18 protein-coding genes and 1 tRNA gene are annotated in these 22,993 nt (G+C 67.0%); 14 read left to right on the forward strand and 5 right to left on the reverse strand.

Annotated features, from left to right (window positions below):
- Entirely contained in the window at positions 1–1,122 is a 1,122-nt protein-coding gene (locus tag ACJJV6_RS14285) for a MoxR family ATPase (protein ID WP_009356254.1), read from the reverse strand.
- 163 nt (positions 1,123–1,285) lie between these two features.
- Between ACJJV6_RS14285 and ACJJV6_RS14290 the strand changes: the two genes are divergently transcribed.
- The 5 genes from ACJJV6_RS14290 (at position 1,286) to ACJJV6_RS14310 (ending at position 7,499) form a co-directional block, all read left to right on the forward strand.
- The gene (locus ACJJV6_RS14290; RefSeq protein WP_407709266.1) at positions 1,286–2,191 is read left to right on the forward strand and encodes a TatD family hydrolase; all 906 of its coding nucleotides are present in this window, start codon (positions 1,286–1,288) and stop codon (positions 2,189–2,191) included.
- A 282-nt stretch (positions 2,192–2,473) separates the two neighbouring features.
- A complete protein-coding gene (locus tag ACJJV6_RS14295) occupies positions 2,474–3,640 on the forward strand; it encodes a ubiquitin-like domain-containing protein (protein ID WP_407709267.1) in 1,167 nt (388 codons plus the stop codon).
- Between the two features lie 154 nt (positions 3,641–3,794).
- Positions 3,795–4,667, forward strand: coding sequence for a 16S rRNA (adenine(1518)-N(6)/adenine(1519)-N(6))-dimethyltransferase RsmA (gene rsmA, locus ACJJV6_RS14300; protein ID WP_407709268.1), 873 nt, complete (start codon positions 3,795–3,797; stop codon positions 4,665–4,667).
- Positions 4,664–5,629 (forward strand): 4-(cytidine 5'-diphospho)-2-C-methyl-D-erythritol kinase, encoded by a 966-nt coding sequence (locus ACJJV6_RS14305; RefSeq protein WP_009356257.1) that lies wholly within the window; start codon positions 4,664–4,666, stop codon positions 5,627–5,629. The genes rsmA and ACJJV6_RS14305 overlap by 4 nt, the downstream gene beginning before the upstream one ends.
- Positions 5,630–5,669: 40 nt before the next feature.
- Positions 5,670–7,499: an ABC-F family ATP-binding cassette domain-containing protein gene (locus tag ACJJV6_RS14310; protein ID WP_009356258.1), complete on the forward strand. Its 1,830-nt coding sequence runs from the start codon at positions 5,670–5,672 to the stop codon at positions 7,497–7,499.
- 157 nt (positions 7,500–7,656) lie between these two features.
- Here the strand turns inward: ACJJV6_RS14310 and ACJJV6_RS14315 are convergent, their stop codons facing one another.
- Positions 7,657–8,283 carry a TetR/AcrR family transcriptional regulator gene (locus ACJJV6_RS14315; protein WP_407709269.1) on the reverse strand — a complete coding sequence of 209 codons (627 nt, stop codon included), beginning with the start codon at positions 8,281–8,283 and terminating at the stop codon, positions 7,657–7,659.
- Positions 8,284–8,417: 134 nt separating this feature from the next.
- Here ACJJV6_RS14315 and ACJJV6_RS14320 point away from each other — a divergent pair.
- From ACJJV6_RS14320 to sufU, 9 genes are all read left to right on the forward strand, one after another.
- A tRNA-Gln gene (locus ACJJV6_RS14320) sits at positions 8,418–8,489 on the forward strand.
- A gap of 101 nt (positions 8,490–8,590) precedes the next feature.
- Positions 8,591–10,069 (forward strand): bifunctional UDP-N-acetylglucosamine diphosphorylase/glucosamine-1-phosphate N-acetyltransferase GlmU, encoded by a 1,479-nt coding sequence (gene glmU / locus ACJJV6_RS14325; RefSeq protein ID WP_407709270.1) that lies wholly within the window; start codon positions 8,591–8,593, stop codon positions 10,067–10,069.
- 2 nt (positions 10,070–10,071) lie between these two features.
- The gene (locus ACJJV6_RS14330) at positions 10,072–11,052 is read left to right on the forward strand and encodes a ribose-phosphate diphosphokinase (RefSeq protein ID WP_009356261.1); all 981 of its coding nucleotides are present in this window, start codon (positions 10,072–10,074) and stop codon (positions 11,050–11,052) included.
- A 302-nt stretch (positions 11,053–11,354) separates the two neighbouring features.
- The gene (locus ACJJV6_RS14335; RefSeq protein WP_009356262.1) at positions 11,355–11,972 is read left to right on the forward strand and encodes a 50S ribosomal protein L25/general stress protein Ctc; all 618 of its coding nucleotides are present in this window, start codon (positions 11,355–11,357) and stop codon (positions 11,970–11,972) included.
- Positions 11,973–12,081: 109 nt separating this feature from the next.
- Positions 12,082–12,672 (forward strand): aminoacyl-tRNA hydrolase, encoded by a 591-nt coding sequence (pth, locus tag ACJJV6_RS14340; RefSeq protein ID WP_407709271.1) that lies wholly within the window; start codon positions 12,082–12,084, stop codon positions 12,670–12,672.
- Positions 12,673–12,793: 121 nt separating this feature from the next.
- Entirely contained in the window at positions 12,794–15,529 is a 2,736-nt protein-coding gene (locus tag ACJJV6_RS14345; protein ID WP_407709272.1) for a LuxR C-terminal-related transcriptional regulator, read from the forward strand.
- Positions 15,516–18,173, forward strand: a complete 2,658-nt coding sequence (locus tag ACJJV6_RS14350) for a LuxR C-terminal-related transcriptional regulator (RefSeq protein ID WP_407710509.1) — start codon at positions 15,516–15,518, stop codon at positions 18,171–18,173. Before ACJJV6_RS14345 ends, ACJJV6_RS14350 begins: the two co-directional genes overlap by 14 nt.
- Positions 18,174–18,660: 487 nt before the next feature.
- Complete coding sequence (locus ACJJV6_RS14355) at positions 18,661–19,986, forward strand: SufS family cysteine desulfurase (RefSeq protein WP_009356265.1); 1,326 nt, start codon at positions 18,661–18,663, stop codon at positions 19,984–19,986.
- A gap of 21 nt (positions 19,987–20,007) precedes the next feature.
- The gene (gene sufU / locus ACJJV6_RS14360) at positions 20,008–20,457 is read left to right on the forward strand and encodes a Fe-S cluster assembly sulfur transfer protein SufU (RefSeq protein ID WP_407709273.1); all 450 of its coding nucleotides are present in this window, start codon (positions 20,008–20,010) and stop codon (positions 20,455–20,457) included.
- A 66-nt stretch (positions 20,458–20,523) separates the two neighbouring features.
- On the opposite strand, the gene ACJJV6_RS14365 is transcribed toward sufU, so the two are convergent.
- Genes ACJJV6_RS14365 through ACJJV6_RS14375 form a run of 3 tightly spaced genes read right to left on the reverse strand, consistent with a single transcriptional unit; the run spans position 20,524 to position 22,797 of the window.
- A complete protein-coding gene (locus tag ACJJV6_RS14365) occupies positions 20,524–20,745 on the reverse strand; it encodes an SCO4848 family membrane protein (RefSeq protein ID WP_407709274.1) in 222 nt (73 codons plus the stop codon).
- Between the two features lie 4 nt (positions 20,746–20,749).
- Complete coding sequence (locus tag ACJJV6_RS14370) at positions 20,750–21,247, reverse strand: DUF2505 domain-containing protein (RefSeq protein ID WP_009356268.1); 498 nt, start codon at positions 21,245–21,247, stop codon at positions 20,750–20,752.
- A gap of 44 nt (positions 21,248–21,291) precedes the next feature.
- Positions 21,292–22,797 (reverse strand): SDR family oxidoreductase, encoded by a 1,506-nt coding sequence (locus tag ACJJV6_RS14375; protein ID WP_407709275.1) that lies wholly within the window; start codon positions 22,795–22,797, stop codon positions 21,292–21,294.
- Positions 22,798–22,993 lie beyond the last annotated feature (196 nt).

Consider the following 22,993-nt stretch of genomic DNA (forward strand, 5'->3'; position numbering starts at 1 on the left):
CTAGCGGTTCCTGCCCAGGCCGGCCACGGATGCAGTACTCCTGCCGGCCGGAGCAGCGTTGGAATCCGAGGGCGCGTGCGGAACCGGCAGCTTCGACAGGATGCCCCGCAGGACGCTGTGGGGCGTCTCGCCCGAGCCTGCGGCCTTCCGGTCCAGGATGATCCGGTGCGCCAGGACCGCCTCCCCGACGTGGACCACGTCGTCCGGAAGCACGAAATCGCGGCCGTCAAGGGCGGCAGTGGCCTTGGCAGCGCGCAGCAGCTGCAGCATGGAGCGTGGACTCGCGCCCAGCCTCAGGAGCGGGCTTTCCCGGGTGGCCCTGCCCACCGAAACCGTGTACTCCTTGACGGCCTGGGACACGTACACCTGCTGGACCGTGGAAATCATGGCCGCCACTTCTGCCGTGCTGACCACCGCCGACACCATGGCCAGCGGTGATGCCGCCTGGTGCGTCTCGAGCATCTCGATCTCAGCGTCCTTGTCCGGGTAGCCCATGGAAATCCGCGCCATGAAGCGGTCCCGTTGGGCTTCGGGCAGCGGGTACGTCCCTTCCATTTCAATGGGGTTCTGGGTGGCGACCACCATGAAAGGCTCGCCCAGGCGGTAGGAGGTACCGTCCACCGTCACCTGGTGTTCCTCCATGCACTCCAGCAGTGCTGACTGGGTTTTGGCCGAGGCGCGGTTGATTTCGTCGCCGATGACGATGTTGGCAAAGACTGCCCCGGGCCGGAACTCAAACAGCCGGGAGGCCTGGTTGTAGATGGACACACCCGTAACGTCGGACGGCAGCAGGTCAGGCGTGAACTGGATGCGGTTGACGGTGCAGTCGATGGTCCGCGCCAGGGTCTTCGCCAGGAGCGTCTTTCCCACTCCGGGCACGTCCTCAAGCAGCAGGTGGCCCTGAGCCAGCAGGACGGTCAGAGCAAGCTTGGCGGCATCGGATTTCCCGTCGATCACGGTATTGACTGTTGTGAGGATGCGCTGGCTGGCGGCGTGGAACGACTCACCGTCCATCGCGGCCGCCTGCCGGTGACCGTTCAGCCGGCTGACAGGCTCTGCGACGCCCTTGAAATTACCGGCGGCAGTGCTTCCCTCGGTGGCAATACGTCGGTGGGGTTCCATCGGCAACCTTTCAGCCCGGGTTTCACCTGGACGTGACAGCAAGCCTGCCTTCGCCCCTCGGTGGGCGTTCGCATCTGTTCGTACCAGACTACTAACACAACTGCACCGGCAGACAGAGAGTTCCGACAAAAATGGGGCACCCTCCCGCGGTTAGGCTGGATGGATGTGCACTTCGCTGATTCCCGACGCTTACCGCACCACCGCCGCCGGGGAAGCCCCGGATGACGCAGGCGGCCGGACCAGGGATTTCCCGCCGGCACCGGAACCGCTGCCGGTGCCGGTCATGGACAACCACACCCATCTTGATTTCCCGGAGGGGAAAGCGCCGGTTGGAATCCGGGCGGCCCTTGACGCTGCTGCCGCGGTGGGAGTCCAGGGAGCCGTCCAGGTGGGATGCGACTTGGAGTCCTCCCGTTTCACTGTCCAGGCGGTGGAACAGGACGAACGGCTTCTCGGCGCCGTTGCCCTGCACCCCAACGACGCACCCCGTTATGCGGCCAGGGGCGAACTGGAGGAGGCCCTTGACGAGATCGAGAAGCTGGCCTCCCACCCGCGCATCCGCGCCATCGGCGAAACCGGGCTCGACTTTTACCGGACCAGGGGCGAAGGCCTGGCCCACCAGAAGTACTCCTTCCGGCGCCACATCGACATCGCAAAGCGCCTGGACCTGACGCTGCAAATCCATGACCGGGATGCGCACAGCGAGGTGGTGCAAGTCCTGCGCGAGGAGGGCGCACCGGAGAGGGTGGTGTTCCACTGCTTTTCGGGGGACGAAGAGCTTGCGGAAATCTGCAACCGGGAGGGCTGGTGGATGTCCTTCGCGGGCACGCTGACCTTCAAGAATGCCGCGAACCTGCGCGCGGCGCTGGCTATTGCGGATCCAGGCCTGGTCCTGGTGGAGACCGATGCGCCGTTCCTCACCCCCCATCCCCACCGCGGGCGCCCGAACGCGAGTTACATGGTGCCCTATACCGTCCGGGCAATGGCCGAATTGACAGGATCCGACCTTGGCGCGCTTTGTACACGAATCAGCGAAAATACCGTGCGGGCATACGGATCCTGGTCGTGATAGCTGCGCAATCCTGGGTGTTCAGGGGAATACCTGGTATGCAGATTTGTTGGCCGGTTTATAACGCTACGGTTACAGTGGAAAACTGTTAGCCGGGGTCGGGGAAGGCCATCGGGTAATTCACTTCATCTTGCAACACGCGCGGGTGGGCCTCGGTCCCGCCCAGGCCGTTGCGCGGAGTGTGGCGGCGCAACGGTGCCCGGACTGCTGTTATTCACGGTAGTGCCGGGCATTTTATTGCGCGATCCCCGTGCCCGGAAGGACCTAAAGTTACGGGCAAACGTGGTCAAGTTCTTCACAACGGACGGCAAGATCAGCTTTTTCAAGGTCGGTGCCCAAATGCTGGTGCTCTGTGCACTGGTGGTGGGGCTCGTAGCCTTCGTGGGCAATAACAAAACCGTCACGGTGAACGTGGACGGCAAAGTCACGTCCGTGCAGACTTTCGGCGGAACCGTCGGCCAGGTGGTTAAAAGCGCCAACCTGGAACTCAAACCGACGGACCGGGTTTCCCCCGCAGTTGACGCCACCGTCCAGAACGGCACCGTCATCAACGTGAACCAGGCCAAGGAAGTCACCGTGAGCCTGGACGGGGCGGAAAAGACCGTCAACACCACCGCCCAGGACGTGGAGGACCTGGTGACCGAACTCGGTGTTGCCAGTGCCTCATCGGTATCCGCTCCCAAGGACGCCCAGCTCGCCGTCGAGGGTTCATTCGTGTCCATCTCCACGCCCAAGACCGTCAGCATCGTCGCCGACGGCAAGGTGGACACCACCACCACTACGGCCGCTACCGTGGGCAATGTCCTGGAAGATGCAGGCCTGGCCCTTGGCGCCAACGACCGCACCTCCCAGCCCGCCAACGCACACGTGGTCAACAACATGGTGATCAAGGTTTCCCGTGTTGATAACGCCCAGACCGCTGTGGCCACCGAGGACATTGGTTTTGAAACGGTGACCACCGAAAGCGCCGAACTGCTGAAGGGTGAAAAGGAAGTCACCCAGGCCGGTTCCGCCGGCAGGGTGGAGAAGACCTACAAGCTGGTCCTGGTGGATGGCCGCGAGGCCTCCCGGACCCTTGTGTCCGAGACGGTCACCGTGCAGCCGGTGGCGGAAAAGATCACGGTAGGCACCAAGCCCAAGCCGGTCGCCCAGGCTGCCCCGGCAACCACCGGCAGCAACACCGGTGCTGCCGCGCCGGCGATGATGAACGAGGCCATGTGGGACAAGATTGCCCAGTGTGAGTCCGGTGGAAACTGGAGCATCAACACGGGCAACGGCTATTACGGCGGCCTGCAGTTCGATATCCAGACCTGGATTGGCGCCGGCGGCGGGGCCTATGCCCCCAACGCCAGCCTCGCCACCAAGGCCCAGCAGATCGACATCGCCAACCGCGTCTACGCACAGCGCGGCCTGCAGCCCTGGGGCTGCGGCTGGGCAGCCACCAGCTGACCGCCAGCTGCCCCGCCCTTGGCGCCTGCGGCCGGGTCCGGACTTTCCGGGCCCGGCCGCAGCCGTTAACCGGCGGCCCGGAGTTCCCTTTCCGGACAGGTCCGGGATGTGCGGCTGTCCCGGACGGAATCCCCGCGCGGGATAGGATACCTAGGTGACTGAACCCATCCCCGCCGCGCCCGCACCGCTGTTTGGTGCCTCCGATATACGCCGGCTGGCGGAGGAAATAGGGGTCAGGCCCACCAAGACCCTCGGCCAGAACTTCGTCATCGACGGCAACACCATCCGCCGGATCGTCGCTGCCGCTGACGTGAAGCCTGGCGAGACAGTACTGGAGGTGGGCCCCGGCCTCGGGTCCCTGACCCTTGGGCTGCTGGACGCCGCTGCCGCTGTGGTCGCCGTCGAAATTGATCCCGTCCTTGCGGCGAAACTGCCCGAAACCGTGAAGGAATGGCGTCCCGCCGCCGCAGCTGCCTTCCACCTGGTGCACGCCGATGCCATGAAGGTCACCGGACTTCCGGTCCAGCCCACAGCACTTGTGGCCAACCTGCCCTACAACGTGGCGGTGCCCGTGGTGCTGCACCTGCTGGAGCAATTCCCCAGCCTGCAGCACGGGCTGGTCATGGTGCAGGACGAAGTGGCGGACCGCCTCGCGGCCGGCCCCGGCTCGAAGACCTATGGCGTCCCATCGGTGAAGGCCGCCTGGTACAGCCACATGCGCAAGGCCGGTGTCATCGGCATGAATGTCTTCTGGCCCGCGCCAAAGATCCACTCCGGCCTGGTTGCCTTCACCCGCCGCGAGCCGCCGGCCACCACGGCAACCCGTGAACAGGTGTTCGCGGTGGTGGACGCCGCGTTCGCGCAGCGCCGCAAAACCCTGCGTGCCGCGCTTGCCAGCTGGGCCGGGGGAGCGCCGGAAGCTGAACGCTGCCTGCTGGCAGCCGGCGTGGACCCCACTGCCCGCGGTGAAGTCATTGACATCGCCGCGTTTGCCCGGATCGCCGAGGCCAAGGAAACCGGGGCGTGACGGCGGCGCGGCCGGGCCGGTTCACTGCCAGGACCGTCAGGGTCAAGGCACCCGGCAAAGTCAACGTGTCCCTGGACGTCGGGCCCCTCCGCCCCGACGGCTACCACTCGGTGGCCAGCGTTTACCTCGCGGTCTCCCTGTATGAGGAAGTGGCCGCCACCAGCACCGAGACGCCCGGGATCACGGTCAGCATCAGCCCGGACAGCACACTGGACCTGGACGCCGTCGACATTCCCCTCGACGGCAACAACCTGGCGTACAAAGCCGCCGCCATCATGGCGGACGTTTCCGAACATGCCACCGGAGTGCACCTGGAAATCACCAAGCGCGTCCCGGTGGCCGGCGGCATGGGCGGCGGATCCGCCGACGCCGCGGCGACACTCCTGGCCTGCGACGCACTCTGGAACAGCGGCCTCTCCCGTGAAGAACTGGCCCACCTGGCCGCGGAGCTGGGTGCCGATGTCCCGTTCTCCCTTCTGGGCGGGACCGCCGTCGGCCTGGGCCTGGGCGACAAGCTGTCCCCGGCACTGGCCAAGGCGCAAACCCACTGGGTCCTGGTCACCGCCGACTACGGCCTGTCCACACCAGAGGTGTACCGGACCCTGGACCGGCTGCGTGAAGCTGAAGGGGTGGAAGCAGCCGAGCCCACCGGCGTCGATCCCCAGATCCTGACTGCCCTGCGCGGGGGTGACGCTGAAGCGCTGAGCCGGGTCCTGGTCAACGACCTCCAGCGGGCGTCCATTGAACTTGCCCCGTCCCTGCGCGATACGCTGGGCATCGGCGAATCCCACGGGGCCATTGCCGGCATTGTGTCCGGCTCCGGTCCAACCGTGGCCCTGCTCGCGGATGATTCGGTGGCCGCGGAGGCCCTGGCTGAGGCTTTGCAGCGCTACGGCTTGTCGGCCCTGGCCGTGCACGGTCCGGTTCCGGGGGCGCGCATCGTCTCCGACACCCTGATCTGACCCCTTTTACTCCCACCCGAGCAGCAGAAAGCAGTTCCCTTTGGCACACCTTCTTGGCGGCGAAAACCTGACGGTTTCCTACGCAACCCGCACCGTCCTTGACGGCGTCACCCTGGGACTCGAGGAGGGCGACAGGATCGGCATGGTGGGCCGCAACGGCGATGGCAAGTCCACCCTGATGAGGCTGCTCGCCCTGCGTTCCACGCCGGATTCCGGCCGGGTCACCAAGCGCGGCGACGTTAACATCGGCTACCTGGACCAAAGCGACGTGCTCGACGGCGACCTGACCGTGGGTGCCGCGATCGTGGGGGACCAGGCCGACTACGAGTGGGCACGCAATCCCCGGATCCGCGAAATCATGGGCGGGCTGGTGTCCGACGTCGACTGGCACGCCAATGTCCATGCCCTGTCCGGCGGGCAGAAACGGCGGGTTGCCCTCGCCAAGCTGCTCATCGAGGACCATGACGTCATCATGCTTGACGAACCCACCAACCACCTCGACGTTGAAGGTGTGGCCTGGCTGGCCCGGCACCTGAAATCGCGCTGGCGCGCCAACCAGGGCGCCTTCCTGGTGGTGACCCACGACCGGTGGTTCCTCGATGAGGTGTGCACCAAGACGTGGGAAGTGCACGACGGCATCGTGGACCCCTTTGAAGGCGGCTATGCGGCCTACGTCCTTGCCCGCGCGGAGCGGGACCGGATGGCCGCCGTCGTGGAGAGCAAGCGCCAGCAGCTGGTCAAGAAGGAACTGGCCTGGCTCCGGCGCGGCGCGCCCGCCCGGACGTCCAAGCCGAAATTCCGGATCGAAGCGGCCAACGCCCTGATCGAGGATGTCCCGGAGCCGCGCGACTCCATGGCGCTGAACAAGATGGCCACGGCCCGGCTGGGCAAGGATGTACTGGACCTCGAGCACGTCTCGCTCAACTTCCGCGGCGGCGACGACGGCCGGAAGCTTTTCGACAACATCACCCTGCGCCTGGCGCCGGGTGAGCGCCTGGGGCTGGTGGGCGTCAACGGCGCCGGCAAGACTACCCTCCTCAAGCTGCTCAACGGCGAGATTACGCCTGACGCCGGCAAGCTGAAGCGCGGCAAGACCGTAGTCACGGCCGTGCTCACGCAGGAAGTCAAGGAACTCGACGACGTCTCCGACCTCCGCGTCATTGAGGTCATCGAGCGGGAAAAGCGGTCCTTCAACGTGGGCGGCCGGGAATTCACGGCAGGCCAGCTGGTGGAGCAGCTGGGCTTCACCAACCAGAAGCAGTGGACCCCGGTCAAGGACCTGTCCGGCGGTGAACGCCGGCGCCTGCAGCTCCTGCGGCTCCTGGTGGGGGAGCCCAACGTCCTGATGCTGGACGAGCCCACCAACGACCTGGATACAGACACCCTGGCCGCGGTTGAGGATGTCCTGGACGGCTGGCCGGGCACCCTGGTGGTGGTCAGCCACGACCGCTACCTCCTTGAACGCGTGACGGACCACCAGATGGCCCTGCTCGGCGACGGCAAGCTCCGCGGCCTGCCCGGCGGCGTGGACCAGTACCTTGAGCTCCGTGAGTCCGCCCTCGCCGGATCCACGGTGACCGGCGGCGGCAACCCTGTCACCAGCGCCGGCGGAGCGGCTCCGGCCGCCGCCCAGTCAGGCCCCTCCGAGGCCGAAAAGCGGGAGGCCCGCAAGGCCCTCAACCGGATCGAGCGGCAGCTGAAGAAGCTCGAGCAGCAGGAAAAGAAGCTCCACGACGACATGGTCAAGAGCACGGAGAAGTCCGACTTCGACGCCCTGGCGGAACAGAACAAGCAGCTCAAGGACCTGGGCGAGGAAAAGGACGCCCTGGAAATGGAGTGGCTCGAAGCCTCGGAGCTCCTGGGCGACTGACAAAGGCGACGCGGGCACCAGCGGTGCAGGAGGCCTTCGTGTAGTCGCGCATCGCGGCGCATCGGGCGCCGGAGGTCGCCCAGCGACCGCAGGTGCCCCTATGCGTTGTGTCTAAGCGACGGCGAAGGGCTCCTGTGCCGCGGACGGAACCAGGCAGTTACGCCTCAGACCGCAGCTCCGGGTCCTTCTTGAGGCCGGTCAGGCCGTTCCAGGCGAGGTTGACCAGGTGCGCTGCCACAGTGTGCTTGTCGGGCTGGCGGCTGTCCTGCCACCACTGGCCGGTCATGGCCACCATGCCCACGAGCATCTGGGCGTACATGGCGCCGTCTTCACCGCTGAAGCCGCGGCGGGAGAATTCGTCGGAGAGGATGTGCTCCACCCGGGCGGTGACGTGCGAGAGCAGGGTGGAGAAGGCCCCTTCGGGCTGGGAGGGCGGGGCGTCCCGCATCAGGATGCGGAAGCCTTCCGTGCGGTCCTCGATGTAGGTCAGCAGCGCCAGCGCGGCGCGCTCCACGAGGACGCGGGGCTTTGCCTCCTCGGCCAGGGCGGCGCTGATGGAATCCAGGAGGATGTGGAATTCGCAGTCCACCACTTCGGTGTACAGCCCCTCTTTCGAACCGAAGTGTTCGTAGATGACCGGCTTGGATACGCCTGCGCAGGCGGCGATCTCCTCGATGGTGGTGCCGTCCAGGCCCCGGACGGCAAAGAGGCCCCGTCCGATGCCGATCAGCTGGCTCCGGCGCTGCAGTGCGGTCATCCGGGTCCGCGGGGGGTTGTTGCTCACATTTCCATCATGCCCTACGGCCCTGGCCCGGCTTTCCGGGGCTGCGGAGCGGGCGCGGCGGGCCCGTGTCGCGCCGCGCCCCGAACCCATGGCAAAATAGGGACTTGTGCCCGGGCCTTGCGCCTGGGGCATGGTCCGCTCTGGTGTAACGGCAGCACCCCGGCCTTTGGAGCCGTGGAGTATAGGTTCGAATCCTATGGGCGGAACTGCTGTGCGAGGAGTTCAGTAGGAGGACACCCGGTACCGCGCCAACAGGCTGGCCGGACACCGCAAGCGCCAGCGCAACCCAGGCAAGGAGAGCCCGTACGTGATCCCCGAGAAAACCGGCCCGGCCGCCGTCATCGTCCTGGCAGCAGGCGCCGGTACGCGGATGAAGTCACGTACCCCCAAGATCCTCCACGAAATCGGTGGGCGGTCCATGGTGGGGCACGCGCTCCTGGCGGCCCGCAGTATCAACCCGCAGCAGCTCGCCATCGTGGTCCGCCACGAACGCGACCTGGTGGCGGAGCACGTTTCCCGGCTCGACCCGTCGGCCCTGATCGTTGACCAGGACGACATCCCCGGCACCGGCCGCGCCGTCGAAGCGGCACTCCAGGCCCTTGACGCGGAGCAGCAGCTCACCGGCACAGTGGTGGTCACCTACGGCGACGTCCCGCTGCTGTCCGGCGGGCTCCTGGCCGAACTGGTTGCCACCCATGAGCGCGAAGCCAACGCGGTGACCGTCCTGACCGCGGTGCTGGACGACGCCACCGGCTACGGGCGGATCCTGCGCGGTGAGGACGGCACTGTCACCGGAATCAGGGAGCACAAGGATTCCAGCGAGGCCGAGCAGCTCATCCGCGAGGTCAACTCCGGGATCTACGCCTTCGACGCCGCGGTGCTGCGGGAAGCCCTGGGCAAGGTCACCACCGAGAACGCGCAGGGGGAGAAGTACCTCACGGATGTCCTCGGACTGGCGCGGGAGGCAGGGGGCCGCGTGGCCGCCGTCGTCACCGCGGACCGCTGGCAGGTGGAAGGTGCCAACGACCGCGTCCAGCTCGCAGCGCTTGGCGCGGAACTGAACCGGCGCACCGTGGAAGCCTGGATGCGGGCCGGCGTCACCGTCGTGGACCCCGCCACCACCTGGATCGATGCCTCCGTCACGCTCGACGAGGACGTCCGGCTCCTGCCCAACATCCAGCTCCATGGAGCCACCACCGTGGCACGGGACGCCGTCGTGGGCCCGGACACCACCCTGACGGACGTTACCGTCGGCGAAGGAGCCAAGGTGGTCCGCACCCATGGTTCCGGTGCCGTGATCGGGAAGGGCGCCGCCGTCGGGCCCTTCACGTACCTCCGCCCGGGCACGGTCCTGGGCGAAAGCGGCAAGATCGGCGCCTTCTACGAAACCAAGAACGTGACCATCGGCCGCGGCTCCAAGCTGTCCCACCTCGGCTATGCAGGTGACGCCGAAATCGGCGAGGACACCAACATCGGCTGCGGAAACATCACCGCCAATTACGACGGCGAAAAGAAGCACCGGACGGTCATCGGCTCCGGTGTGCGTACAGGTTCCAATACGGTCTTTGTTGCCCCGGTCACCGTGGGGGACGGCGCCTACAGCGGCGCCGGTGCGGTGATCCGCAAAGACGTACCCGCCGGCGCCCTTGCGTTGAGCATCGCTGCCCAGCGCAACACCGAAGGCTGGGTCCCCGCCCACAGGCCGGGAACCCGTTCGGCCGAACTGGCCCAGGCGGCCACCAAAGACTCCTCAAGTACCCCGGCATCTACAGAAGAGGGCAAGTAATAATGAGCGAAATTACGGCGCACGGCGAGAAGAAGCTGGTGCTCGCCACCGGGCGGGCACACCCGGAGCTTGCCCGGGAAATCGCCAAGGAGCTCGGGACGGACCTCCTCCCGGTGGACGCCTACGATTTCGCCAACGGTGAGATCTACGTCCGCGCGGGCGAAAGCGTCCGCGGCACGGACGCGTTCGTAATCCAGGCGCACCCGGCCCCGCTGAACAACCACCTGATGGAACAGCTGATCATGATCGATTCGCTGAAGCGCGCCTCCGCCAAGCGGATCACCGTGGTGTCGCCGTTCTACCCGTACTCCCGGCAGGACAAGAAGGGCCGCGGCCGCGAGCCCATCTCCGCCCGCCTGGTGGCCGACATGTACAAGACCGCCGGCGCGGACCGCATCATGAGCGTGGACCTGCACACCGCCCAGATCCAGGGCTTCTTCGACGGTCCCGTGGACCACCTCATGGCCATCCCGCTGCTGGCCGACTACATCCGCACCCGGGTGGACGCCGACAACATCACCGTTGTTTCCCCCGACACCGGACGCGTCCGGGTGGCTGAACAGTGGGCCGAGCGGCTGGGCGGCGCGCCCCTGGCATTCGTGCACAAGAGCCGCGACCTGACCGTCCCCAACCAGGCCGTGTCCAAGACCGTGGTGGGCCAGATCGAGGGGCGCACCTGCGTCCTCATTGACGACATGATCGACACCGGCGGAACCATCTCCGGCGCAGTCCAGGTGCTGAAGAACGCCGGCGCCAAGGATGTCATCATCGCCGCCACGCACGCCGTCTTCTCCGAGCCCGCCGCCCAGCGGCTCTCGGACTCCGGTGCCCGCGAAGTGGTTGTCACCAACACCCTTCCGCTGTCCGCCTCCCAGCGGTTCCCGCAGCTGACCGTGCTGTCCATCGCGCCGCTGATCGCACGCGCCGTCCGTGAGGTGTTCGACGACGGCTCCGTCACCAGCCTGTTCGACGGCAACGCGTAGCACTCCTGGTGGTTGGGCCTGTCGAAACCCGGTTTCGACAGGCTCAACCACCGGCGGCCGGGCGCGGTTTAAGGAAACCGGCCCGCCGCTGGTAGGCTTGTCCCCGATACCTTGGCGAGGGAGAGCAGCCGGTTGGGTGTACGCCCGGCAACGGCCTGCAGTCTCCGTTATCGACTGGGTCTGATCTGCCCTTCATTGCGAAGGGCGCCTTCGTGAAGAGCCGCCTCCGGGCCGCCCGGCGTTGAAGGTCGAACCAGACCTCCGCCCTTGCTGAACACCGTTTAGTCTTCAAGGAGATTTCCATGTCTGAGCAGAAGCTCGCAGCAGAACTGCGCACCGAATTCGGCAAGGGCTACGCCCGCCGCGCCCGGATGGCCAACCTGATCCCCGCCGTCATCTACGGCCACGGCGCAGAGCCCATCCACATCACCCTCCCGGCCAAGGCCACCACCCTGGCTGTCCGCACCCCCAACGCCCTGCTGTCCCTGGACATCAACGGCGACGGCCACCTGGCCCTGGTCAAGGACATCCAGCGCGACCCGATCAAGCAGATCATCGAGCACATCGACCTCCTGACCGTCCGCAAGGGCGAGAAGGTCACCGTTGACGTCCCCGTCCACGTTGAAGGTGAAACCGCCCCCGGCACCGTCCACAACCTCGAACTGACCGTTGTGTCCCTCGAGGCCGAGGCAACCCACCTGCCCGAGTCCGTTGAGGTCAGCATCGAAGGCCGCGCCGCAGGCGAGCACATCCACGCCTCCGACCTGGTCCTGCCCAAGGGTTCGGTCCTGCTGACCGACGCCGAGGCCCTCGTGGTCAACATCTCCGAGGAAGTCGCCGCCGAGGAAGAAGCTCCCGAAGAAGCCGAGGCCGCTTCCGAAGAAGCTCCCGAAGCAGCCGAGGAAGCAGCAGCCGAGTAACAACCGCTATGCCCTTGCCAGTGGCCGGATCCCCCTGGGGTCCGGCCACTGCCATGTCCACCGCCGCTGGCCTGCGGCTTGTCCCAACCGCCCACCTTAGGATTGACCCATGACTGACACCTGGCTGATCGTCGGCCTCGGAAACCCCGGAGTCCAGTACCAAGGCAACAGGCACAACGTCGGCCAGATGGTCCTCGACGAACTGGCAGGCCGGATCGGTGCCGGGTTCAAGACCCACAAGGCGCGTGCCCAGGTGCTGGAAGGACGGCTGGGGATTGGCGGCCCCCGGGTTGTCCTGGCCAAACCGATGACCTACATGAATGTTTCCGGCGGCCCGGTGTCCGCGTTGGCCAACTTCTACGGCATCACGCCCGACCATGTGGTTGCCGTCCACGACGAAATCGACATCCCTTTTAACACTGTGAAGCTCAAGATCGGCGGCGGCGAAGGCGGCCACAACGGGCTGCGCGACATCTCGAAAGCGCTGGCCACCAAGGATTACCTGCGGGTCCGGGTGGGGGTCGGGCGTCCTCCCGGCAGGATGGACACCGCCGACTACGTGCTGCGGGATTTTGGCACCGCGGAGCTCAAGGAACTGCCGTTCCTGCTCGATGAAGCGGCGGATGCCGTGGAGGCGCTGCTGCACGAGGGCCTCACGGCAGCGCAGCAGAAGTACCATCCCGCCAAAACCGGGCGGTAGCAATATAGAAACTTAAACCCGTTTCAACCTGTTTCCCTGTGGGTGCCACAGGGTACTCTTCTTGCTATGCGGGGGAGCAATGGGGCTACAACCCGCTATCGGGGATGTAGGGGATAAGTTCATGTCAATCGAGCCACTCAGCTGGGGACGTGGGTCAACACCTCACGACGTTGGGCTGCGCGCCCATGCCACGGAAGCACCGGAGCAGCAATGGTCCGCGCCTGCCCGCAGTGCCAACCTCGAAGCCATCCACACAGCGTTGACGAGCGAAAATTCCCTGGGAGCCGTCATCACCGGCAGCCGGGGGGTGGGAAAGTCCTCCCTCGCCCGCGCGGCCGTGGCCGACCTTGGCCCGGACGTCTGGTCGTTGCAGCTCCGCAACGGGCCCGCCGGATCCACCACCCCCTATGGGTGCCTTTCCTTCCTGCTGGCCAGGCTTCCGCAGGCCTACATGGGGTCGCCCACAGCCATCCTCCGCGGCATCACCTCGCTCATCCGCAGCGACGCGGCAGGCAGGCCCTGCATTATCACCCTCGACACCGCCGGCAGCATCGATGACATGAGCGCCGGCGTGCTGTTGAACGTGCTACTGACCGGTACCGCCAAAATCATTGCTGTGGCACCGGGCATCAGCGACCTTCCGGCCGACTTCCACTGGCTGCTCACGGACCACCGGCTGACCGAGGTGCGGCTCAGCAACCTCAACGAGCTGCAGACCCGCCAGGTCCTGCTGTCCCTGCTGGGCCACCGGGTATCGGCCTCACTGGTCAACACCTACCACCGCATGGTGGGCGGCAACCCGCTCCTGCTCAAGGCCCTGGTCACTGAGCAGCAGCTGTCCGGAAACCTGGTGCTGTCCGATTCCGTCTGGACCCTCCGCGACAAGGTGGTGCTCGACGGCGCCGCCAGCCTCGATGACATCGTCCGTTCCCGCTGGTCACGGGAGACCCCGGAAACCCGGGAAGTCATCGAGATGCTCTCCTGCGCACGGCGCGTGGAACTGTCCCGGCTTACCTCCATCTACAGTGCCGACGTGGTGGCCGACATGGAAGACGGCGGCCTGCTCGGGATTGACGACTCCGACCACCGCTGGGTATCGCTGCGCGAAAAGTACATTGGCGACGTCGTACGGACCTGGCTGAGCATCGCCCGGCGACGGGAACTGCGCAGCGTCCTGCTTGGCGGCCAGGAACCCGACCCCGTTGGAATGACGGTCGAGGAGCTGATGGCCTTCGCCGCCTGGACCCATGAATGTGAGGCTGAGCTGAGCCCGGCCTTCGCCCTCGCGGCCGCGGAAGCGGCGGTCCAGCTGTTCGACCCCAAGTTCGCCCTCACCTACGCCGACATGCTGAAGAGGACCGACCCCCAGTGGGTACCCGCACAGCGGCAGAAAGCTGCCGCTTACCTTCAGCTGGACATGCCGGTCCAGGCCCTGTCAGCCCTGGATGAGATCACCCGGCCGGAAATCGATGCGCTGGACGACGCCGAGGAATACGCCCACCTGGTGGCTGCGAAGGCCCGGGTGATGATGCGGCTTCCGAACCAGGCAGGCAAGGTGCCCGCCCTCCTTGCGGAGGCAAGGGAACGCCTCGCCTCCGCTGGAAGGGGTGCATCCTGGCCTGAACCTGGTGCCGCGGCGCTCAACCGCGTTGCCTTGACGGAGTTCGAATACCGGGCGTTTGCCGGCGATTACGCGGCGTTGATTCCCGCGCTCGAATCCGCCGCGGACCCGGCAACGAATCCCGACGCCGAATACCGCATGAATGCCGCCATCATCCTGATGACGGCACTGGCACTGACCGGGCGGGAGATGGATGCCCTGAGCCTGATGCGGCAGCTCGGCGGGCAGATCAGCGATGCCTCCCACGTTGTGGGCCTCCGCGAGCGCTACAACCGTGAGGCCTACCTGGTGCTGCTGATGGCAGGCCAGTGGCGGCGGTGCATCGACCTCCTGGGCACGCACAACGCCGAGGAACCATCCCGGCTGCCGTTCGGCAGCGCCGCAGCAGAACTCGCCGCCGGAATCGCCTATGTCTATTCCGGCCGTGGTGCCGCCGCCCTCGATCCCCTGATGTCCGCCGCCGCCCAACTGGAACTGCAGCCGGTGCAGACCGCACTCCGGTTCGCATACTCGGCCACAGCCCTGGCCCACGCGCAGATCGGCAACGTGGTCCAGGCCAGGAAATACCTCGCCAAACTTCAACGGGTCTCCGGCACATCAGGTTTCGCCACCGACAGCCTCATCGATTTCTGTGCCCTTGTGGCGGGGCGCTGGCTGAACGATCCCGACGCCGTCAGCAAGCTCAAGCAATCGGCCCGCCGGAACATGGATGCAGGGCGGTACACGATTGCAGGGGTGGAGCTCCTCGCGGCCACAGTGAACGGGAGCGATGCCGACTTCCGGCTTCTGGAGGAGATTGCAGGCCACCGGCAGGGACCCCTTGCAGAGGTGTCCCGACTGATAGCGCTGGGCAGCCGCACCAGGGACGCCAAGGTACTCCTCGCCGGCGGAGAGCTCGCCGCCACCCTGGAACTGGACGCCGTCGAGGCCCGGTGCATGGCCCTCGCCGTGGACTTCGCGCGGCAGGACGGGGACTCAATGTCCGCCCGGACCGCCCAGGCCCGCCTGGACATCCTGGCCGCCACAGTGACCAACCTGCCGATCGTGCCCAGCAGCGGCAGCCCGCTGCTCACCAGCAGGGAGCGCCAGATTGCGCGACTGGCCGGCCGGGGCGCGTCGAACCGCGACATTGCCCTGGAAATGGGCGTGTCAGTCCGGACTGTTGAGGGGCACCTCTACCAGGTGTTCACCAAGCTCGGCGTAACTTCCAGGGGTGATCTGACTGGACTCGTCTAATGGACACAAGCCCGGCGCCGCGCACCGGTCACTTACCGGCCGCCGCGAGCCGCTGGACAGGATCTGCAACATTGTCCGGAACCGCACCAGCCAGGCCGTCTTCGTCATGGCCGGGCCGGGCATCGGCAAGTCGTCGCTGACGGAGACGGTGGCAGAGCGGTTCACGGGGGAGTTGAACATCCTGCAGGTCCATGGCAGTTCGGCGCTCGCCGCCGTGCCATTTGGCGTGCTGACCCCCTACACCACCGACCTGACCGCCGAGGAATCAGTTTCGCCCGTGGCGGTCCTGCGTTCCATGTGGACGTATTTTGAGAAGCTGAAAGCCGGGAACGGCAACCCGGTCCTGCTGCTGGTGGACGATGCCCACCATCTGGATGAGGCCTCCGCCGGCGTTCTGGCGGACCTGATTTCGGCCGGCTGGGCCACCGTGGTGGCGGCGGCGAGGCCGCGGCCCGGGCTCCCGCAGCCGCTCGACCAGTTGTGGTACGACGGCCTTGCCGAGCGCGTTGACCTGCGGCCACTGAACCGGGAACAGATCGAGGAGGTCCTGGAACACCTCCTGTCGGGAACGGTCCCGGCGGCCACCATAGACGCCGCCTGGAGCGCATCCGGCGGCAATCCCCGCCTGCTGGACGCGCTGCTCCACGACGCCGCCGAAGCAGGGATCCTGTCCAAGCGCAACGGCATCTGGGTCCTGCTGGGCTCACTGCCCTCTGATGGTGCCCGGCTGACGGCGGTGGTGGCCAAGGACCACCTCCGGCGGCGGCCCGAAGAACAGGAAGCACTCAAACTCATCGCCCTCGCCGGGCCGGTCGGCAGGAAAGTCATCGAGGACATCTGCGGGGCGCCGGTGGTCCGCTCCTTGCTGGACCAGCAGATGGTGGTGGAAACATCCGGCGTTCCGGCTGAACTTTCCCTCTGGAACGGCCTCTTCGCCGAGGCCATCAGGAACACCATCTCCGTCTCGCGCAGCCTCCAGCTGCAGGAAAAAATCCGGGCCCACCAGGACGGCACCCTACTCCGGGGCGAAGGCCGGCTGCGCTCGGTGGAATGGGCTTTGGAGTGCGGACTCCGCGTGCCTGACGCCGACCTGCTTGAATCCGCCGTCGAGGCGCTGTCCCGGTACCGCAACCCCAGCGCGCGAAGCATCGCGGCCCGGGTGCATGCCCCGGACCTCCTGCCGCTGGCCCAGGCGGTCCAGGCCCGCGCCCTGTACAACGAGGGGGCCTATGCTGATGCGGCCGCCCTGCTCGACGAATGCTGGCTTCCGCTCACTGACCTTCCCCAGGGCCCGGCAGTCCTGCTGCTGCGGGTATCGGCGCACCAGGCGGCCGGTCACCAGCTGACTGCCATCGCGGAGGACGTGCGGGAACAGGCAGGTTCATCGGGGGAGGGGATCCGGGCCTGGCAGGAGGATATCCTCCAGCTGCTGAAGGCAGGGTCAGAAGTGGACCACCGTGCGCTGGCAGCGGCCGTGGAGACCATCAGGGACCGTCGGTTGGATGACGGCCACCAGCCAGTGGCGGCCGTTGCTGAAGCGCTGCTGGCCCATGCCCTCACCGCCGCCGGCCGCCCTGCCGATGGCCTGGATGCCGCGCTCCTGGCCGCATCCGAGCTGCCGCCCCTGGACGGCAGCCTGTTCTTCTTCCCCGAGTTTGTGCTGGGCCGGCTGGTCGCCAGTTACCTGGCCATGGGCGAATGGGAATCGGCGGAACGCGAGCTGAACAGCTATGCCGCCCACCACGCCGCCGGTGCTGGAACGTTTGACGGCGGCCTGCAGTTGCTCAGGGGCTACTCGCTGCTGCGTCAGGGCAGGATGGAGCGCGCCTACCAGTTGCTGCTGCCGGCCGTGGAGGCGCTGAGGCTCAATGACCCGCTCCACCTGTTCCGCTTTGGGTCTTCCCTCGGTTTCTACGTCGCGGCGCGGCTGGGGGATGCAGCCCAGGCCAAGCGCCTGGAACAGGACTACAAGGATGCTGTTGCCGGCGGTCCGCAGCACGACCTCCTGGCCGGCGCCTATTCCGCCGCGGCGGGCGAATACCTGGCCCACGACGGTAAGGGCCTCGCCTCGCTGCACACCATGATGACTGCCGCGGAAGCCGCCGGGCGGACCGGACACCTGCTCGAGCTGTTGGCCGTGTGCTGGGACCTGGGGGATCCCTCGGTGATCCCCATGGTGAAAGACACCGCAGGCGCCGTGCAGGGACGCTGGGCTGCTGCGATGCTGACCCTGGCCACCAGTTGGGAAGCTGCCGACGGCGATGCCCTGATGGCAACCGCGGCGTCAATGGAGGAATCCGGCTTCGTCAACCTCGCCCGTGAGGCGTACGCCCGTGCCAGCACAGTCCTGGAGCAGGCCGGGGAACGCCGCCGGTCCCGGCAGGCGGTGGCCCAGCGGGAGAAATGCGACCACGAACTCGGGGAACGGTTCCGCGAGGGACGCTTCATCGCCGCGGCCCCCGCCGTGCACCTTACCCGCCGGGAACAGGACATCGTGGAGCTGGCCGTCCAGGGCCTCACCGACCGTGAGATCGCCCAGCGCCTCATGGTGTCGGTCCGGACGGTGGAAGGACACCTGTACCGGACCTACGTCAAGCTGGGCGTGCGCAGCAGGGACGAACTGGAGTCCGCGCTGCCCAAGTAGCAGCCGCCTCAGGGCGATTGGAACCGCAAAAGCTGCCTCCCGCCGTCGTGCCCCTGCCTGACTGCCGCACGTCGAAACCTGCGCGCCCTGGATGGAGGCGGGCGAATGGCGCGCGATCCGGCAGCCCCTGTCCCGCGCGGCAGCCCAAGTAGTGCCTTCCGGAGGAAAACGAGTACACCCTACTCGTGTATAGACGGGTGCCGCAGGATTTACTTAAGGAGGCAAAGGAGCGGCGGGAAGGAAGCCGCAGAGATTGCCGCAGGACATCAAGGCCTCTTTCGACTTCCGGCCCCAAGGGACCGGGCCGAGACGGGGCCGGCGACGTCAGAGTCTTCTGAGACCGAGACTCTCCCCCCAGCCGTCGCCGGCCCTCCGCTCCGCGGGCTGAAGCCCGGAGCGGCTGTGGCGGCTGCCCCCCTCGGGCGGCCGCCACAGCCGTGCTGTGGGACAATTGAGTGTCATCCGTTGGCATCTCAAGGAGTTCGTTTTGGCCCTAGTATCAACGCCAGCCACACTGGAGCAGGCCCTGCCGGTGATGGATAACGCCGAAGTGATGCGCATCCGGAACGACTTTCCGGTCCTCCACCAGCTCGTCAACGGACGTCCCCTGGTCTACCTGGACTCGGGCGCCACCTCGCAAAATCCCGTGAGCGTCATGGAAGCCGAGCAGGAATTCTATGAGCAGCGGAACGCCGCGGTTCACCGGGGCGCCCACCACCTTGCCGTGGAGGCCACGGAGGCCTTCGAGGACGCCCGGCAGACCGTAGCTGATTTTGTTGGTGCCGACTACTCCGAGACCATCTGGACCTCCAACGCCACCGAAGGCCTCAACCTCATCTCCTATGCGCTGTCCAACGCCGGGCTCTGGGCTTCGCAGGGCCGCGGCGATGCCGGGCTCAGGGACCTCGCGCTGGCTCCCGGGGACGAGATCGTGGTCACCGAGATGGAGCACCACGCCAACCTCATACCGTGGCAGGAACTTGCCTTCCGTACCGGCGCAACGCTCCGCTACATCCCCATCGATGATGCCGGAAGCCTCAGGATGGACCAGGCGGCGCAGATCATTGGCAGCCGCACCAGGCTTCTGGCCTTCACCCACGCCTCCAACGTCCTCGGGACCATCAATCCGGTCCGCGAACTCGTGGCCCTTGCCCGGTCGGCCGGCGCACTGGTGGTGTTGGACGCGTGCCAGTCGGCACCCCACCTTCCGCTGGACGTCAAGGACCTGGACGTGGACTTCGCCGTGTTCTCGGGCCACAAGATGCTGGCCCCCACGGGCATCGGCGTCCTGTACGGCAAGCAGGAACTGCTCGACATCCTGCCGCCCTTCCTCACCGGCGGCTCCATGATCACCACCGTGACCATGGAGCGCGCCGAATACCTGCCGGCACCCCAGCGTTTCGAAGCCGGTACACAGCGCATCTCACAGGCCGTTGCCCTGGCCGCCGCCGCCAACTACCTCACGGAAACCGGGCTGGACCGGATCCACCGCTGGGAAGCCGAACTCGGTGCACGGATGGTCGCGGGACTCGAATCGCTCCCCGGCATCAGGGTCCTGGGGCCTGACGCCGGAAAGGAGCGGATCGGCCTGGCGGCGTTCGACGTCGAGGGCGTCCATGCCCATGACGTGGGGCAGTTCCTGGACTCCCGCGGAATCGCGGTGCGGGTGGGCCACCACTGCGCCCAGCCGCTGCACCGCAGGCTGGGCCTGACAGCCACCACCCGGGCAAGCACCTACCTGTACAACACCACGGATGACGTGGACCAGTTCCTGGATGCCGTGTCCGGCGTGCGGGCCTACTTCGGCGCCTAGCCTGACGATGGAAGGTAACCCATGAGCCTTGACCAGCTGTACCAGCAGATCATCCTTGACCATTCCAAGGCCCGGCACGGCAGCGGCCTGGCCGCGACCGAAGCCCCCGCAGGGGCATCCACCGGGCAGTCCCACCAGCTCAACCCGGTGTGCGGGGACGAAGTGACCCTGCGCCTTGCGGTGGAGGACGGACGGATCGCCCAGGTCTCCTGGGACGGGGCCGGCTGCTCCATCTCGATGGCATCGGCGTCGGTGCTCACCGACCTGGCGGAGGGCATGACCGTGGCGGAGCTGCACGAAGTCATCGACAGCTTCCGGGAAGTCCTGCGCTCGCGGGGAAAGATCCATGCCGATCCGGAGCTGCTCGGGGACGCCGCCGCGTTCGAGGGTGTGGCCCGCTACGCTGCCCGGGTGAAATGCGCCATGATCTCCTGGGTGGCCGCCGAGGATGCCTTGAACCAGGCAGCCTGACCGCCAGCCCACCAACGCGAAAAGGCTCTCCTCCCGCCGGGAGGAGAGCCTTTTGTGCGTTCGAGGTCAGGCGAACAGCCCCATGATGCCGATGAGTGCCGTTGCCGCACCGAGCACCATGGATACGGTCACCAGCACCACGTGGACGCTAAGGAACTTGGTTGCCTTTCCGTCAGCGTCCCGGGCCCGGGGGTCCTTCATGACCCGGCGCAGGAACTGCGGCCAGACCACCAGGGACCAGACGCCGGCCACGATCAGGACCAGGGCTGCGAAAACCGGCAGTTCCACCGGATCAGTGGCTTTCCAGCCAGGCCTGCGCCTGCTGCGCCTGCAGGTTCAGCGCCTTGGCCACCATGGGTTCGGCAGCGTCGGCGATCTTGCCGCCCAGGAACGGCACGGAGGACTTGACCTCGCCCTCGAGCTCAACGCGGGTTCCGCTGGCCTCGGCCACCAGGCGCTGGACGGCGGTGACGTCCACGGGTGCGCCGGCGATCTTCAGGGAAATGTTGCTCTGGCGGGAGCCGTCTGCCGCGGGGGCGTTCCAGCTTTCCACCTGGGTCACCTTCAGGTGCTCGCCCACGAACTTGCGGGCAATCTCGGGCAGGCGGGTGGTGGGGAGGGTGCGCACCGAGGTGGCGCTGAAGGCGCCGGCAACGTCACCGTCCACGGTGAAGGATTCCAGGTTTCCGCCCACCAGCTGGCTGACGTGGCGCTGGAAGTCCTCGTTCACCAGGACAGCTGCGACGCTGTCGACGGAGTGCGGAAGGGAAGTGGTTGCGCTCAGGGCCATGGGTCCTCCTGGGACATTGGGGAACGGATTTAACTCAAGACATCCTACGGGGTCCCGGCCGGCCGCTCCGCATCGATGAGCTTTTGTGCCGCCCCGGTGATGTTCCGGGCCATCGCCGGGAAGATCAGGCTGTGGAACGGCAGGACCGCCAGCCAGTAGAGCCGGCCACTGAGGCCCTTGGGGAAGAAGATGGCCCGCTGGCGGTACAGGCTGCCGGAGCCGTCGGGCTCCACGGACAGCTCCAGCCATGCCCGGCCGGGTGCCCGCATCTCGGCCCGCAGCCGGAGCAGCCTGCCGCGTTCGATCCGTTCCACCCGCCACCAGTCCACCACTTCCCCGGCGGCCAGCATCTTGGGGTGCCGACGCCCGCGCAGCAGCCCGGCCCCGCCGGTGAGCTTGTCCAGCCAGCCGCGCACCTGCCAGGCAAGGGGCAGGGAGTACCAGCCGTTCCGGCCGCCGATTCCCTCGATGATGGTCCACACGTGTTCGGGGTCCACATCCCCGTGGAAGGTGCGTTCGTCGATGTAGACCGTGTGGCCGGACCAGTCGGGGTCGCTTGGCAGGGGATCGGACGCCACGCCGGCATTGGCCCAGGTGGTTTCCACCTGCCCGTCCCGTTCCTTGCCCAGTGCCAGCGCGACGGCGGTCCGGTAGGGGGTCAAGCCGCCGTCGGGCTGGGGGATGTACCGGTCGATGTCATGCTCGCTGGACACGGCGTCGTGCTGCAGGGACTGGACCAGGGGGAACGCCATGGACAGCGGGATGGGGGTGGTGAGCGCCACCCACATTCCCGCGAGCTTGGGGGCCGGGACCGGCAGGGCCAGCACCACCCGGTGGGGCAGGCCGGCCTCGGCGGCGTATTCCTTCATCATCGCGGCGTACGTGAGCACCTGGCGGCAGCCGATATCAAAGCTCCGGTTGATGGGCCCGTCCAGGGATGCCGCGGCCACCAGGTAATACAGAACGTCCCGCACGGCGATCGCTTCGATGCGGTTCCGGACCCAGCTGGGCGCCGGCATCAGGGGCAGCGTCTCGGACAGGTGCCGGATCATCTCGAAGGACGCCGAACCGGAGCCGATCACCACGCCGGCCTGGAAGACGATGGCGTCCGCCTGGCCGTCAAGGAACACCTGGCCCACTGCCTCCCTGGACCGCATGTGGGTGGACAGTTCCACACCCTGCGGATGCAGTCCGCCAAGGTACACGATCCTGCCCACCCCGGCATCAGCCGCCGCCTGGGCCGCGATGCCGGCCATTGCCTTCTCCTTGGCTTCGAAACCCGCCCCGGCAGCCATGGAGTGCACCAGGTAGTAGAAGACCTCGACGCCGTCCAGCGCCTTGCGCAGCGCGTCGCCGTCGTCCAGGCTGCTTTCCACCACCTCCACCTTGTCCCGCCACGGCACCCCGGCAATCTTGTCGGGGGAGCGGACCAGCACCTTGACGGTGTGGCCGGCCTCGAGGAGCCGGGGCACCAGCCGGCCGCCGATGTAGCCGGTGGCTCCCGTCACCAGGACTGTCTTGGGGATCTGCGGTGCATTGGTTCCGGTCATGCTCGCTCCTGTTCGTCCTCAGCGGTTCGGAGCGGCAGCCTGTCCGGACGGCCGCGCCCGTAAATCAGTGGGCCCTGCTGAATCAGCGGCCCCTGTTAATCAGTGGCCCCCTGCCAGCCTAAGCGCAGGGGCGGCTTCCGGGACTTCCGGGGGCCGGAATGTCGCCGGTGCGCGGTAGGCTGGAAGTTACCCGGGA

It is taken from the genome of Arthrobacter nitrophenolicus (assembly GCF_045833485.1).
Taxonomy (GTDB): Bacteria; Actinomycetota; Actinomycetes; order Actinomycetales; family Micrococcaceae; genus Arthrobacter; species Arthrobacter nitrophenolicus.

Bases quoted from the DNA above. Each gene is read 5' to 3' on its own strand.
- ACJJV6_RS14285 (WP_009356254.1), bottom strand. From the start codon at position 1,122: ATGGAACCCCACCGACGTATTGCCACCGAGGGAAGCACTGCCGCCGGT.
- ACJJV6_RS14290 (WP_407709266.1), top strand. From the start codon at position 1,286: ATGTGCACTTCGCTGATTCCCGACGCTTACCGCACCACCGCCGCCGGG.
- ACJJV6_RS14330 (WP_009356261.1), top strand. From the start codon at position 10,072: ATGAGCGAAATTACGGCGCACGGCGAGAAGAAGCTGGTGCTCGCCACC.
- ACJJV6_RS14335 (WP_009356262.1), top strand. From the start codon at position 11,355: ATGTCTGAGCAGAAGCTCGCAGCAGAACTGCGCACCGAATTCGGCAAG.
- pth (WP_407709271.1), top strand. From the start codon at position 12,082: ATGACTGACACCTGGCTGATCGTCGGCCTCGGAAACCCCGGAGTCCAG.
- ACJJV6_RS14345 (WP_407709272.1), top strand. From the start codon at position 12,794: ATGTCAATCGAGCCACTCAGCTGGGGACGTGGGTCAACACCTCACGAC.
- sufU (WP_407709273.1), top strand. From the start codon at position 20,008: ATGAGCCTTGACCAGCTGTACCAGCAGATCATCCTTGACCATTCCAAG.
- ACJJV6_RS14370 (WP_009356268.1), bottom strand. From the start codon at position 21,247: ATGGCCCTGAGCGCAACCACTTCCCTTCCGCACTCCGTCGACAGCGTC.
- ACJJV6_RS14375 (WP_407709275.1), bottom strand. From the start codon at position 22,797: ATGACCGGAACCAATGCACCGCAGATCCCCAAGACAGTCCTGGTGACG.